The organism is Bacillus cereus group sp. BfR-BA-01349 (assembly GCF_022663795.1).
GTDB classification, from domain to species: Bacteria; Bacillota; Bacilli; order Bacillales; family Bacillaceae_G; genus Bacillus_A; species Bacillus_A cereus.
Genome location: NZ_JAKUGE010000062.1, coordinates 15,742 through 30,616 on the forward strand (window position 1 = coordinate 15,742; position 14,875 = coordinate 30,616).

Here is a 14,875-nt window from a genome sequence, read left to right on the forward strand (position 1 = left end):
CGTATACCACTGACTCTTTATTATGAATAAGGTATGGTGAAAAAATGAGTAAACTTTCCCTTAAAATTGGGACATACTTTTTAATATTAGCTTTATGTATTGAAACAATTGCTTTCGTATCTTTTTATAAAAGCCTTTCAAAAATGCGTATTGTAGAGGAAACAGATGCTCTTTTAGAGAAAGGTAATCGCTATAGTAAAAAAATAAAAAGCCGCGAGAGACGGGATGAATATTATAAAGAAATGAAACACGCTGAACATAATAAAAGTCCTAAACGCCCTGTGTATCCTGAATTCGATATTACGAATGAGGCTGCACACTTAGTTGAATCGGAATCAATTTCTAACTCCGATATAGCTATCATTATTACTGACCATAACGGCAAAATTATTTCCACCTCAGAACCCGTAACAAAAGATATGCAAAAACAACTTACTTGTAAAACAGAAACTGTCCCAGACGGCGGATTGGTCGTTGAAAGGAACTGGAAAAAATCAAAGTTCATCACAACAGTAAGCCCACTTAACACAACAAAGTTTCAAGGAAAGCTATATATGCTATTAAAAACATCTTTCCTAGAAAATATGTTACTTAAACTCATGAACCAATTTCTTATCATTAGCGTTTTAACAATTATTTTAACAACAATTTCTGTCTTTGTTTTTTCACGCGTTATTACAGAACCACTTGTAAAAATGAAGAGAGCGACAGAAAAAATGTCAAAATTAAATAAGCCAATTCAATTAGGTATTAAACGGAATGATGAACTCGGAAGTTTAGCAAAAACAATTGAAGATTTATCGAGTGAACTTACGTATATGAAAAAAGGGCGCAATGAATTTCTCGCTAGTGTCGCTCATGAACTATTAACTCCATTGACCTATATGAAAGGTTATGCAAAGGTAGCAAAGAGAGACTCTTTAACAAAAGAGGAGCGAGAAGAATACTTACAAATCATTGAGGATGAAACGGATAGTGTAACCGATCTCGTCCAAGATTTATTTATGCTTGTACAATTAGAACAACACCAATTTGTTATAAAAAAACAAAAAGTGCTTCTTCAGCCATTTTTAGAACGAATGGTTGAAAAAACAAAAACAACATTAACGAATAAGCAAATGCAACTTCATGTATATTGCAAAGATGATTTAGAAGTTTGTATAGACGAAAGACGTATGGAACAAGTTATGTTAAATTTATTACACAACGCTTATCAACATTCGCCAGAAAACACATCCATTACGATACGTGTACTCATGGAAACAGATTCTTTTACAATAAGTGTACAAGATGAAGGTGAAGGTATTCCTGAAGAAGATATCCCGCATATTTTTGACCGTTTTTATCGTGTTGATAAATCTAGAACACGAGCTACAGGCGGAAAAGGCATCGGGCTAGCTGTTGCAAAGGAAATTGTAGAATTGCATAACGGTTCTATTCTAGTAACAAGCCAATTAGGAGCGGGAACAAACTTTATAATCGAGCTACCTTTTGAATAATATGCGTGTGAAAACACCAGTAGTAGTAAACACTACTGGTGTTATTTTGTTCATAAAAACAGCTCATATAAGCTAAGCTTTTGAAATTATTCTTATTTCAATATAAAATAAAGGTACATTTGCAAAGATTTGGAGGGTGATATAATTGGATATCCATGTATTAACAAAAGACGAAGCAGAAATTTACTTAGAACTTCGCGTAGAAGGATTAAAGCAAAACCCTGAAGCATTCAGCTCTTCTTATGAAGATATTATTAATAAAGAGTGTGCGATTGAATATAAAGCACAAAAATTAGCACAAGATGAAAACTATACGCTAGGTGCATTTAAAGATGGAAAATTAATCGGGGTTGCAACACTAGAAACGAAACCATATGTAAAACAAGAACATAAAGCTAAAATCGGTTCTGTATATGTATCTCCAAAAGCACGCGGACTTGGAGCAGGAAAAGCACTTATTAAAGAATGTCTTGAGCTTGCTAAATCTTTAGAAGTAGAACAAGTTATGCTTGATGTTGTTGTTGGCAACGATGGAGCGAAAAAACTTTATGAATCATTAGGTTTTAAAACATTCGGTGTACAAGAACGTTCATTAAAATATAACGGACAATATTGGGACGAAGAGCATATGGTCTTATTCTTAGATGAAAATAAATAATAAAAACCATCCTCATGTTTGGAGGATGTTTTTTACTTTCTTGTAAACCATGCCGTGTGTAATAATTGAATCGCTTTCGCAATCTCTTCCTCTGATAATATCGCAAACCCAAGTAAAACTACACTCTCAGGCGCCGTACCGTCTTTATAGTACGTAGACACAGGATATATTTTAATACTATATTTCGCAGCTTCTTGAATTAATTCTTCTTCCCGCATTCCATTATGCACTTTTAATAAAATGTGTAATCCGGAATCTTCTCCTATCACTTCAACACGATTAGAGAAATACTTCTCTATTTCAAAAACAAGTCTATCTCTCTTCTTTCGGTAGACAACACGCATTTTATGAATATGTTTTTCCCAATATCCTTCATTTAAAAATCTTCTAATCACTTCTTGATCTATTCTTGAAACACTTTGTGTATAAAATAAATATTGCTGTTGATACTTTTTAATTAATTTCTTCGGCAACACCATATAGCTCATCCGTAGCGATGGCAATAATGCTTTAGATAGCGTCCCCATATAAATAACTTTCCCCTCTGTATCTAACCCTTGCAGCGCCGGTATAGGCTTTCCAGAATAACGAAATTCACTATCGTAATCATCTTCAATAATATACCTGTTCTCTTCTTTCTTTGCCCATTGTAAAAGCTGCATCCTTCTCGTAATAGGCATAATCATTCCAGATGGAAACTGATGGGAAGGTGTAACAAATACAACATTCGCATTGCTATTTTCTAAATCTGCAATACAAATTCCATCTCTATCTAAAGATAACATTTTGACTCTTGCTTCTCCCTGTTCAAAAACAACCATCTTCCTATGATACCCTGGGTTTTCAACTGCATAATTGCTTTCCTTTAACAATTGAAACAATAGTTTCACTAATATTTGTGTTCCCGCTCCTAATACAATTTGACTAGCTGAACAACGCACACCTCTAGATTCATACAAATAATTTGTAATCTCTTCTCTTAAGCTTGCTTCCCCTTGAGGGTGTCCTAGAAAGAGAAGTTCGTTATTATGCGGTTGCCATACTTCATTTACAATTTTCCGATACATATTAAATGGAAAAGCATTTGTATCAATTCCTGTTTGTGTAAAGTCAAATTTATAACGCTTCTCCTGAAACGGGACTTCTTCTATCCTCTCTTCGCTATCCTCTACATGAACCATTTGCTCAATCTTGCATACAAAATAACCTTTTCTCGATATCGATTCAATATAACCTTCTGCAAGTAATTGTTCGTAGGCTGCCTCTACTGTATTTTTACTTACTTGTAAATGTATCGCTAACTTTCGCTTAGCCGGTAATTTCGTAAAAGGGACAATCGATCCATCTTTAATCTCTTTTTTTATATACTCATACAATTGCACATACAATGCCTTTTTACTATTCACATTTAAATTAGGCGTTAATTCTAACATAATATCTGACCCCTTAATAAAACTAAAATCTAATACTTTTTACAGTACCAGATTTTATATATAATTCCTTTTATCATGTCACACATCAAAAATCAAATACCGGAGAGGAGAAACATGATAATGAACAATGGTAGACGTATCGGACTCATTATGATTATTACAGGGGCTACATTATGGGGATTATCTGGTCCAATGATTCAGTGGCTATTTCAGCATACTAATGTATCCTCAATTGATTTTTTAACAATTCGATTGTTACTTGCAGGAATATTTATTTTGTCTTTCTTACTTATAAAGAAACAAAACATATTTCAAATTTGGAAACACCCTAGATATTCTATACAACTTATTATTTTCTCTATTCTCGGCATGCTTGGTGCGCAATACGCCTTTATCGAAACGGTTCATATTAGTAACGCGGTCACAGCAACGCTATTTCAATTTCTAGGTCCTGTTCTTATTACCATGTATGTTGCATTTGAACAAAGAAAATTCCCTGCTTCCATGCAACTATTCGCAATTATAGCCGCGCTAATAGGAACATACTTTATTATTACAAATGGCTCAATTGAAAATATTGTTTTATCTAAAGAAGCTATTATTTTTGGACTATTAACAGCAATTGGATTTGCATTTTATACCCTTCATCCAGCTTCGCTTATTAAAGCATGCGGAACAACTATAGTAATTGGTTGGGGGATGTTAATCGGAGGAATTGCACTACTTATTTATAATCATTCATTCGGGTGGAATCAATTTTCACAAACCTTTACACTAAAAACTTTTTCTATGCTTATTCTTATCATTATTAGTGGTACCCTTTCTTTCCTTCTGTATATCGGTAGTCTTAAATATTTAGCAGCAACAGAAACAAGCATTTTATCTAGCATTGAACCCCTTGTAGCTGCCATCGTTTCAATCACTTGGCTAAGTGAATCTTTTGGAGCATATCAATTATTAGGCGGCATATGTATCGTTCTATCCGTTATTTTTTTGACGATGCCCCAAAAAGAAACCGAACCAACCTATACAACGGAACAAATATAAAATGAAACTTTAATTAGTGGGGCTATCTCCCACTGATTATTAACCTACACCAATCGGGCTTTTACGGGATACAAAATGTCAAAAGAGGTCGTACAAAACTTACGACCTCTTTTGACATTTTAAAGGAATTGTCCCGCCTTCTAGCAAATACAATTACACTAACAATAAAAACTAGGAGTGTGGCACCATGAAAAAAATCGGAACTATGCTACTTCTCTCCTTCCTCCTCACTGGATGCACACAAGCACAACCTGATTCAAAAGCATCTAAAACTGAAGCTGTCGCAACGTCCAATCAAGTGAACGCACCTTCCTTCTTTCATCTTAGTGTTTTAAAAGATGTAAATTGGGAAGAAGCACCCTCATTCATAGACGGAAAAATACCTTTAAAAGGCATCGAAGGAAAAATCGCAATGGCTGATAGTCCTATTATCGCAAATGAACAAAATGAAATAATGTGGTACTTTCTAGATTCTGAAATACCAACTGGAAAATTGTCTATTATTGCGCTAAAACAAGGATCTGTAACTCCAACACCAGTACTCTTTCAAAAAGAAATTTCCAAACAAACTTGGACTACTTCAAATACAATCAATTCTACTACAAGCGAACTCCCTCTCGCTATGTCACTACCTTCATCTGGATTATGGTTATTAAATATATATGTGAATGAAAAATATTATGATCAGTTTGTAATCACCGCTGAGTAAAGTGACAAAAATAAACAACTTTCTTACAACAATGTAATTTCTACGTCATGTACTTCGATAGTTGAATTATCTCTCTTCTCTTATACTTAAAGTAAGAAATGAACGAGGAGAGATGAGAGATGAAAAAAATGATAGAAGTAATCGTAGCAGTAACTGAGGTTTTAGTGAATGGTAAACAAGTTGCAATGGAATTAAATAAATAGTGAAGAAACATAAATAATTCTACACTTCTTCATTATTTTGATTTCTTATCTCAAAAAAGCAGTGCCTTTTAGGCACTGCTTTTAGCTATTAATAACGTGGTATTTTCGTAATTTGTGCCACGCCTAAATCAATAGCTGCTTTCGCTACTGCTTCCGCAACACTTGGAACAACTCTTTTATCTAATGGATTCGGGATTACATAATTCGCATTACGTTCTTCATCAGTAATGATGTTAGCGATCCCATATGCTGCCGCTAATTTCATCTCTTCTGTAATATCAGTTGCGCGCACATCTAACGCACCGCGGAATATTCCGGGAAACGCCAATACATTATTTACTTGATTCACATAATCCGAGCGCCCAGTTCCTACTACGGCTGCCCCAGCCTCTAATGCATCCTCAGGGAAGATTTCTGGAATTGGATTCGCCATTGCAAACACAATTGCTTTCTCATTCATCGTCTGTACAAGTTCTTTCGTTAATACGTTAGGAGCAGATACGCCAATAAAAATATCAGCTTGGTTAATCGCTTCTTTTAACGTTCCACGCACATGTTCACGATTTGTCTTTTTTGAAACTTCAATTTGTGCTTCGTTCATCCATGTTTCACCTTCACAAACAATACCTTCTAGGCTAACTAGCGTAATGTGCTTTGCACCAGCCTTTAATAATAATTTTCCAATTGCAATTCCTGCCGAACCCGCACCGTTAATAACAATTTTCACATTATCCATTTGTTTGCTAACAACTTTTAATGCATTAATAACAGCTGCTAAAACGACAATTGCTGTTCCATGTTGATCATCATGGAATACAGGAATATTCGTTTCTTCTTTTAATCGTTTTTCAATTTCAAAACAACGCGGTGCTGCAATATCTTCTAAATTAATCCCTGCAAATGTAGGCTCTAAATTTTTTACAAGGGTAACGATTTCATCTACATCCGTTGTGCCTAAACATAATGGGAAAGCATCTACATTCGCAAACTTCTTAAACAAAATACTTTTTCCTTCCATAACAGGCATAGCCGCTTTCGGTCCAATGTTTCCTAAGCCGAGTACCGCTGTTCCATCTGAAACAACTGCCACCATATTGCCACGTGCTGTATAGTCATACACCGTTTCTTCATCTGCTGCAATTGCCTTACAAGACTCCGCTACACCTGGTGTATACGTCAGGCTTAAATCATCCGCTGAATTTACCTCAACTTTACTTGTAATTTCAATTTTCCCTACTAATTCTTTATGCAATAACAATGATCTTTCATTAATTTGATTTGCTAACATACTTATAATCTCCCCTTAATTTGACAAGCTAGCTATATGAATATAGCTAGCTTGTTTGATCATGAAAACATCTTTAATAATATTGTCGCCGTTACAACCATTGCTGCCCCGCCTAAACGAGTCGAAATTTGCGCGAACGGCATTAATTCCATACGATTTGAAGCCGATAAAATAGCAACATCTCCAGTTCCACCTAAACCGCTATGACATCCAGTTACAATCGCCGATTCAACTGGATACATCTTCATCACTTTCCCTACAAGAAAACCTGATGCTACCATTGTAAGAACAACCGATGCGCACACAACAACATATCCTACTGAAAGAACTGCTGCTACGTCTTTTAACGGAATATATAGCAATCCTAATCCAACCATTAAAGGCCAAGTTAAATTCTTCGAAATAAATTTATATAAATGGAATGCCCCTTGCTCCATTTTTGCTGGCATTAATTTAAAGTATTTCACAAGCGCTGCTGAGAAAATCATAATGATTGCCCCAGGAATACCGATGAACTTAGAAGCAAATCCTCCGAAGATAAAGAACGTACACGCAATTAATAAACCTGCTCCCATTAATGAGAAGTCAATTGGCTTCTCTGTATTTTGTTCTTTTAATAATTCTGCTTGGTTGTCTGTTTTCACTAATACACCGTTACCACTAAGCTCCGGTTTCTTCTCACCTAAACGCTTCATATACCCTGCACTTACAATTGCGAACATATTTCCAATAATAGCTGCTGGAATAAGCTGTGATACAAACGTTGCTGATGATTCATTTAAAATATCACTATAAGCTAGCGACAATGGTAAAATCCCTTCCCCGATACCACCACTCACAATTGGTACGATGATAAAGAAGAATGTGTGCTTCATTTCAAATCCAAATAATGAACCGACCAATAATCCTACTGCTACAGAAGCTAACGTCCCTACTACTAAAGGAATAAACATGCGAACGAAACCTTGTACTAACACTTTACGGTTCATTCCTAAAATACTTCCGACTACTAAACAAGAAATATATAAATATAAAAAGTTCGATTTTTTCATTAACATAGTCGCAGCTTCCATTGAAGCTGGATTCATCCAGTTAAAAAATACAAGTAATGATGGAATAAATAACGAAAGTATTGCTGGACCGCCGATATTTTTTAAAATTGGAATTCTCATCCCAATATCGCCTAAGAAAATCCCCATGATCATAATAACTGCAAATCCACCAATCATATCTGCTGGCAATTTATTATATACAGATGCCCCATAAATAATAGCAGCCAATACTACATATAACGGTAAAGGTATAACACCGATTTTTACATTCATAATTTTAGAAGCGAAAGATTCTCTTTGTACTTCATTTCCTTCAGAAAATGATACCGCTTCCACATTCTTTTGAATTCCCATATGGCACCCCCTCGTTTTCTTAATAACAATATTAAAACGCTTTCAATAGTAAAAATAGTTTTTGTAAGTTTTGTAATTGATTTTGTAATTAAAAAAAGTATAAGCGACTTATATTAAGTCGCTTATACGTAAAACTCTATTTTCTTTTGATCAACACATCTTAATTTACTTACAGGTCTTCCCACATGTTGGTACATCATTTCGTTTTCTAACACCCCAATGTCAGTCAGAAACATTACATATTTTCGAATAGAAACTCTTGAAATTCCAACTAATTGTGCCATTTCATCTGTTGTAAATACTCTTCCATTCAGAGACTCGATCTTCTGCCAAATTAATTGCAACGTTTGCTTCGTTAAACCTTTCGGAAGCTCTTTCGTGACAGTAGGCTCTCTTTTTTCTTTTTGTAAAATTAACGAATCTAATTCCGATTGACTAATTTTTTGTTGTTCTTTCATGAAAGTAAATTTTTCTCGATATATAGTTAATGCCTCTTTAAATCGTTCAAATGTAAATGGTTTAATTAAATAATCTACAACTCCATATTGTAATGCTTTTTTAATACTCCCCATATCATGTACAGCTGAAATCATCATTATATCGATTTCTTTTTCTTGGTTCCGGATATACATTAAAAGCTCAAACCCAGTCTCTTCAGGCATAAAAATATCAAGTAATACTAAATCCACTCGTGATTTCTCTAATACTTCTATCGCTGACTTTACTGAGTTAACTGCTTGAACAAGTTCAAACCCTCCTACTTGTTCTAAATAATGCGTATTTAACATTGCTACCATCGGGTCATCTTCTACAATTAAAACTTTAATCATATTTGCCTCTCATCCCTACCTTTAGGTATTTCAATTGTTATCGTTGTTCCCTTTCCTACTAATGAATGCATATGAATTTCCCCATTTATTCGCTGTATACTTTCTTTTACAAGATACAAACCATAACCGCGGTTATCTCCCTTTGTGGAATAACCTTTCGTAAATAATTCCTCTATTTCTTTTTCTTGTATACCTTTTCCCGTATCTTGTACTGTAATAGTTAGTATATCCCCATGTTGTATCTCAACTTCAACTTGCTTCTTTTCACAATTCGTCACTGCTTCTAATGCATTATCAATTAAATTTCCGACAATCGTAATAAGTTCATGAGTAATACTTTCATCATCTATTTCCGGCATATAAGAATCTTCACTTATAATTAATTTTATATTTTTCTCTCTAGCATAGCTGAGCTTACCTAGTAAAAAACCAGCAAATACTGGACTTTTTATTCTTTTCATAACTCCACCAATTTCATATTGATGCTCTGATACCATGCCGCTTATATACTTCTGTAATTCTTCATACTGTTTCATATGTGTAAGCCCTAATACGACATGCATCTTATTCATAAACTCATGAGATTGTGCCCGTAATGCTTCTGCATATAGTCTAATACCAGTTAGTTCCTCTGCTAGTTTTCTAATCTCTGTTTTATCACGAAATGTTGCAATTGCACCAACTATTTCTCCTTTTACATATAAAGGAACTCGATTCGTCACAATCGTAATTCCATAAATATTTTGTTCTTCGTTTAATTGTACTTCTCCCGTTTGCAATACTTCTTTTATACGTGAATTTGGCATATACAACTCAACATCTTTACCGATAAAATCTTCTTCAAGTCCGCTTTTTTTAAATAGACGTTTCGCTTCATTATTAATTAACGTTACTCTAGCCTCTTTATCTACAGCAATAATACCTTCCTTTACAGATTGTAGCATCGTATTTCTTTCTTCAAGAATTTTTGCTATCCTGTGCGGCTCAAGACCGAATAAACTTTTCTTTATATGTCTAGCTAGCAATATTGCTCCTATAATTCCGACTAATACACCCACTCCAACACCAATATAAATGATATGTCTACTTTCCTTAACTCTCTCTTTTACATTATCTGCTGAAATACCAACAGCCACTGCTCCAAGTTGTTCACCTGTTTCAGAAAATATTGGTACAAACACTCGCATGGAAATACCTAAAGTTCCTTCTGCTAACGATACATGTTCTTTTCCTTTCAATGCAGGCCCTTCATCTCCCCCAATAAAATGATGCCCTATTTTTTGAGGATTTGGATGTGACTTTCTTATTCCATTCATGTCCATAACTACAATAAATTGAACACCTGTGTTTTGTAATATTCTATTTGTATACGTTTGGATTGCAGAGGTATCTGCTTTCCCAACCAAACCATCGATTACAATCGAATCATTCGCCACAATGTGTGCAATTGTTTTTGCTTTCTCTGCTTGGCTATCCTCCGTCGTCCGTTCTACATTATGACTAATTAATATATCTGTCACAAGTAAAGAAAAAATTACAACTGTACAAACTAACAATGTAATCGTTTTCCATAAATTCCATAGTCTTTTTCTTTTTTTCATCCTGTTAATGACTCCCCTAATTGCTGAATAGAAAAATAAGTAAGGTGATATTATTTTCACCTTACTTATCTGCTGTTATTATACTTTAAATTTACTAGTCATCGCTTGTAGTTCTTCTGCCATCTCAGCTAAGTTTTGCGAAGCTGAACTAATTTCCTCCATGGAATTAACCTGTTCTTCTGTTGAAGCTGCAACACTTTGCATACTAGCTGTATTTTCTTCTGCAGCAGCTGCAATTTCATCAATAGCATTTGTCACTTCATTTGCATCTCCAGCAATTCTCTTCGTTGTTTCTACCATTTGATTAACTTGAGAAACAATATGTGTAGTAGAACTTAAAATTTCCGTAAAACTTACTTTCGTTTTTGTTACAACATCAAGGCCTTGTTGAACTTCTCCATTCACATTATCCATCGCCTTAACAGTATGTTCAATATCCGCCTTAATTTCTGCAATTAAATTTGCAATCTCTCCAGATGACTCTCCTGATTGCTCTGCTAATTTTCTAACCTCATCTGCTACAATAGCAAATCCTCGTCCCTGTTCACCTGCTCTTGCTGCTTCAATAGCCGCATTTAAAGCTAATAAGTTTGTTTGAGTTGCAATGTTTTGAATTGCTTCAGAAATAGCTCCTACTTGCTTTGATTTCTCATCAAGAAGTTTAATAATAGCATCTGACTCGGATACCGACCTAGAAATAGACTGCATTTGTTTTGCGGTTTGTTCAACTAAATCTTCTCCCTCTTTAGCTCTTTCACGGGCATGTAATGAGGAAATAGAAATTGACTCTGCGCTTCCGGTTACATCTTGAATTGCTGTATTTACTTGTTGTAATGTAGCAGCACCTTCTTCAACACCTTGACTTTGTGACTCAGCCCCACCTGATACTTGTTCCATCGCAATTGTAATTTGATCTGTCGCATCATTTGCTTGCTGTACGCTCGCTGTTAACTCTTCAGCCGATGCTGCAACATGTTCTGCTGAAAAGCTAATTTGGATAATAACATCTTGTAAAGACGTAGACATTTCATTAAATGAATTCCCTAATTTCCCTATGTCATCCTTGGAATGGATTGTAATTTTCTCTGTTAAATCTCCCTTACTAATTTTATATGCCGATTCAGCTATTTTTCGTAATGGCCCTGTAATAGACTTTGTAATGAAATAAATTAATATACTACCAAATGCAATAGCAATAGCAATGACAATCAAAGTCTTATAAAACACTAGACTGGCAGCTTGGTTAATTTCTTCATCGAACATAACACCAACTACTTTCCAACCTGTTTTCTCATTTGTTGCAAAGATTAAATTCTTTTTATCATCTTGTTCTGTATAAGAGACATTTCCTTGTTTTTCTTCATAAATTGGTTTAATCCAAGGATCAGTAACTTTTGCACCTGGTTTTCTAGATGGATGACTAACAATTTGCTTATTTTGATCTAAAATAACTGCATAACCTTTTTCACCAATGTTAATCATTTTGGAAATTTTCAAGATGTTATCTAGATTTAAGTTAATTCCTATAACACCTTTACCATCTTTTACTTCTTTTGCAATTGTCACTACCATATTTTTTGTAGATGCTGATTGATATGGTGCAGTAACAATTACTTTCCCTTTATTTTCATGTGCTTCTTTATACCAAGATCTATCTGTTGGATTATACCCACCATCCATTTGGATAAATGGTTCTCTTATAAACTTTCCTGTCTCTGTTCCAATATAAATACCTTCTACTTCTGGATGAAGTTTTATATATTGCGCTAGCTTCGTTCTTACTATTTCTTCCTGTCCATTTGGATAGGTATCCTCTGTTAAGATGTCTGCAAAGTACGTCGCATCAACAAATTTCTCTTCTATATTTTGAGAAATAACAGTATTTAAAATCGAAATATTCTCCTTTGCTTTAGCTGTCATTTGATGTTCAAAATTTGTTTTGGCAGTTTGATATGAAACACCACCGATAATAATTCCTGGTATAGTTAAAATAATAAAAAATGAAATGATTAATTTTTTATTGATACTCATACATTTAACCCAGTTAAATATTTTTTGCATAATAAGCCTCCTTTATGTAATGTGGATACTTGTGTCATTTTATACAATTAACATGTATAAAACAATATATAATGATAACATGTAAATTTTTCGTCAATTATGCATTTTTACATATTCACTCCTTCTAAAGATGTAATCATAAAAAAATAAGAGAACTTCAGCTTATATAATAAGTTCAAGTTCTCTTATTTCGTAACAAAAAACCCCCACAAAAACTCCTCTTACAATTCCTTACATCTCTTTTCTTACTCATTCATTTAGAGCTTTTCACATAACTAATCGCCTGACTCCCCATTTGCATCCATGCCTTTTCAAAACTTTCTCTCGGTATTTTTACATCTAAACTTTCATTAAGAGGATCTCGAATATATACAAATTCCTTATCATATCCAATAAGCACTACACAATGTTCATTATACGTAATTGAAACATCTCCACTATTTGTTTCCCATGTAGTAAATTCATCTGCATCTAATGGTGCAAATGTTGCATTTGTGATCATGACTACCGGTTGTCCTGCTTTTACACTCTTATAAATTTCTTCTATATTCTTCCCTGTTAAGTCTACAGCTTTATTAGGTAAATATTTTTCCGCTAACTGAAAAAGTGGCCCATGATATACACCGTATCCTGATTCAGAAAATGTATAAATATTACCTACAAATCCTTCATTTGGATTCCCGCGCACACCATCATCTATAAAATCAACTTTTTTTATTTCATTTGCTAATGTCATCTTATCCACTGAAACACCAGCGTATTGTAACATCATCGCTAAGCTTGTCACTTCACAGCCTCGATCTAGCTCTGGTAGTTGCTGAATTAATGGTACACTTGATAAAATGACCTTTTCATCATTATTACTAAATTCCGGTTCTTTTCCGTTTTGTATATTGAAGAATGTTAACTTCTCCACATACTTTGTAACTCCATTTGTATATACACTCCATACCGCCATAGCTAGTAATGCTATACATATATACCACTTAAACCTCCGTATCACTCTCACGCCCTTTTTAGTTCGTTAAATAAGAATAAAATGCGTCAGCATCCGTTCGAATCACTGGTACAAAATTTAGTTCTTTTTCTCTCTCAGGTTGATCTTTTTTTATTTTTTCTGTTAGCTCTTGAATATTCATGTTCGCTTTGTCCATATTAAGCTCATCTGCCAATTGTAGCACCTTTTGTTCATTAATTTCTCTTAATACTTGATATATATCTTTCCCATATAAATCAATATGATATTTTTTTGCTTCTTCCTGCACTTTTTGTTCGTACACCTCTTGTGCTAACACTTCTATCTCTTTTCCTTTTGGTGAAATACCTAACTTCCCTGCTTCCTCTCTTACTTTCGTTCCATAAATTTCTTCTGCAATGTCCTCTATTTCTTTTCCATTTGTCGAAATACCTAATTTATCCGCTTCATCATTAATTTTAATCGTATTAATTTGATTAATTAAATTTACAATTGATGTATTTTCTATAGATATGCCTAGTTTTAACGCTTCTTGCTTTACTTTTGTTTCATAGATTTCTTCTGACAGTGTCCCAACATCTCTTCCTTCAATCGATATGCCTAACTGCTCTGCTTCCCTTCCTACTTCTGTTTCATGAATTTCTTTTTCTAGTGTAATTTGTTCTTTTCCTTCCGTTTCAATACCTAGTTTCTCTGCTTTTTCTTCTGTATGCACTGCATGTATCTTACCATTATTTAATTGTTCTTTACTGCGCTGTGTGTAATCTGTCTTTCCTTTTTGTGTTTCAGAAGGAGAGGCCCCCCCTAATATACTTAAACTCATTACTCCAATAGTGAATACCGTCATCATTTTCTTTTTCAAAATTAATTCCTCCCTCTTATACTTTCTTTCCCATCATTCCCCTAGTTTTTTTAATACTATACATACATCTCATCGCTGCTTGAGATAACATTATGATTGATAAACCCCACTCACATACACCTAGTCTCTTCTTCATGTAACGAGCTTTCTTTATGCCATACATAATATAAATAGTTTCTTAACTTTACCTTAAAAAAAGACGACCTTGTGTAATGATATGATCCCCTTATAGTAGACAGTTGAAAGAAAGTTACTTTACTGTTTATTATGGAGGGGATTTTTTATGGGGAAAATTAGAAGAA

At 34.3% G+C, this 14,875-nt stretch carries 12 protein-coding genes; 4 read left to right on the forward strand and 8 right to left on the reverse strand.

The genetic code is table 11. The features are described from left to right. Nucleotides 1–44 precede the first annotated feature (44 nt). Both MR169_RS24585 and MR169_RS24590 read left to right on the forward strand, forming a co-directional pair. On the forward strand, nucleotides 45–1,499 hold the full coding sequence (locus MR169_RS24585; protein ID WP_242320181.1) for a HAMP domain-containing sensor histidine kinase: 1,455 nt from the start codon (nucleotides 45–47) through the stop codon (nucleotides 1,497–1,499). A 145-nt stretch (nucleotides 1,500–1,644) separates the two neighbouring features. Beyond that, the gene (locus tag MR169_RS24590; RefSeq protein ID WP_000351212.1) at nucleotides 1,645–2,157 is read left to right on the forward strand and encodes a GNAT family N-acetyltransferase; all 513 of its coding nucleotides are present in this window, start codon (nucleotides 1,645–1,647) and stop codon (nucleotides 2,155–2,157) included. A 32-nt stretch (nucleotides 2,158–2,189) separates the two neighbouring features. Here MR169_RS24590 and pdxR read toward each other — a convergent pair whose 3' ends face one another. Continuing rightward, nucleotides 2,190–3,590 carry a MocR-like pyridoxine biosynthesis transcription factor PdxR gene (gene pdxR, locus MR169_RS24595; protein ID WP_000891926.1) on the reverse strand — a complete coding sequence of 467 codons (1,401 nt, stop codon included), beginning with the start codon at nucleotides 3,588–3,590 and terminating at the stop codon, nucleotides 2,190–2,192. A gap of 120 nt (nucleotides 3,591–3,710) precedes the next feature. On the opposite strand from pdxR, the gene MR169_RS24600 reads away from it, so the two are divergent. Next, complete coding sequence (locus MR169_RS24600) at nucleotides 3,711–4,637, forward strand: DMT family transporter (RefSeq protein ID WP_001059051.1); 927 nt, start codon at nucleotides 3,711–3,713, stop codon at nucleotides 4,635–4,637. Between the two features lie 187 nt (nucleotides 4,638–4,824). Further along, on the forward strand, nucleotides 4,825–5,346 hold the full coding sequence (locus MR169_RS24605) for a DUF4871 domain-containing protein (RefSeq protein WP_242320182.1): 522 nt from the start codon (nucleotides 4,825–4,827) through the stop codon (nucleotides 5,344–5,346). A 291-nt stretch (nucleotides 5,347–5,637) separates the two neighbouring features. Here the strand turns inward: MR169_RS24605 and MR169_RS24610 are convergent, their stop codons facing one another. The 7 genes from MR169_RS24610 to MR169_RS24640 form a co-directional block, all read right to left on the reverse strand. After that, entirely contained in the window at nucleotides 5,638–6,837 is a 1,200-nt protein-coding gene (locus tag MR169_RS24610) for an NAD(P)-dependent malic enzyme (RefSeq protein ID WP_242320183.1), read from the reverse strand. A gap of 59 nt (nucleotides 6,838–6,896) precedes the next feature. Then, nucleotides 6,897–8,243, reverse strand: a complete 1,347-nt coding sequence (locus tag MR169_RS24615; protein WP_000512722.1) for a 2-hydroxycarboxylate transporter family protein — start codon at nucleotides 8,241–8,243, stop codon at nucleotides 6,897–6,899. A gap of 122 nt (nucleotides 8,244–8,365) precedes the next feature. Then, nucleotides 8,366–9,073: a response regulator gene (locus MR169_RS24620; RefSeq protein ID WP_000598689.1), complete on the reverse strand. Its 708-nt coding sequence runs from the start codon at nucleotides 9,071–9,073 to the stop codon at nucleotides 8,366–8,368. Beyond that, nucleotides 9,070–10,674 (reverse strand): sensor histidine kinase, encoded by a 1,605-nt coding sequence (locus MR169_RS24625; RefSeq protein ID WP_000746420.1) that lies wholly within the window; start codon nucleotides 10,672–10,674, stop codon nucleotides 9,070–9,072. The genes MR169_RS24620 and MR169_RS24625 overlap by 4 nt, the downstream gene beginning before the upstream one ends. A gap of 78 nt (nucleotides 10,675–10,752) precedes the next feature. Then, complete coding sequence (locus tag MR169_RS24630; protein WP_242320184.1) at nucleotides 10,753–12,735, reverse strand: methyl-accepting chemotaxis protein; 1,983 nt, start codon at nucleotides 12,733–12,735, stop codon at nucleotides 10,753–10,755. 253 nt (nucleotides 12,736–12,988) lie between these two features. Further along, nucleotides 12,989–13,738 (reverse strand): C39 family peptidase, encoded by a 750-nt coding sequence (locus MR169_RS24635; protein ID WP_242300764.1) that lies wholly within the window; start codon nucleotides 13,736–13,738, stop codon nucleotides 12,989–12,991. Nucleotides 13,739–13,751: 13 nt separating this feature from the next. Continuing rightward, complete coding sequence (locus MR169_RS24640; RefSeq protein WP_242320185.1) at nucleotides 13,752–14,573, reverse strand: transporter; 822 nt, start codon at nucleotides 14,571–14,573, stop codon at nucleotides 13,752–13,754. Nucleotides 14,574–14,875 lie beyond the last annotated feature (302 nt).

Excerpts from the sequence above, each read along its gene's own strand:
- MR169_RS24585 (WP_242320181.1), top strand. The coding sequence starts at position 45 with ATGAGTAAACTTTCCCTTAAAATTGGGACATACTTTTTAATATTAGCT.
- pdxR (WP_000891926.1), bottom strand. The coding sequence starts at position 3,590 with ATGTTAGAATTAACGCCTAATTTAAATGTGAATAGTAAAAAGGCATTG.
- MR169_RS24600 (WP_001059051.1), top strand. The coding sequence starts at position 3,711 with ATGAACAATGGTAGACGTATCGGACTCATTATGATTATTACAGGGGCT.
- MR169_RS24605 (WP_242320182.1), top strand. The coding sequence starts at position 4,825 with ATGAAAAAAATCGGAACTATGCTACTTCTCTCCTTCCTCCTCACTGGA.
- MR169_RS24610 (WP_242320183.1), bottom strand. The coding sequence starts at position 6,837 with ATGTTAGCAAATCAAATTAATGAAAGATCATTGTTATTGCATAAAGAA.
- MR169_RS24615 (WP_000512722.1), bottom strand. The coding sequence starts at position 8,243 with ATGGGAATTCAAAAGAATGTGGAAGCGGTATCATTTTCTGAAGGAAAT.
- MR169_RS24620 (WP_000598689.1), bottom strand. The coding sequence starts at position 9,073 with ATGATTAAAGTTTTAATTGTAGAAGATGACCCGATGGTAGCAATGTTA.
- MR169_RS24625 (WP_000746420.1), bottom strand. The coding sequence starts at position 10,674 with ATGAAAAAAAGAAAAAGACTATGGAATTTATGGAAAACGATTACATTG.
- MR169_RS24630 (WP_242320184.1), bottom strand. The coding sequence starts at position 12,735 with ATGCAAAAAATATTTAACTGGGTTAAATGTATGAGTATCAATAAAAAA.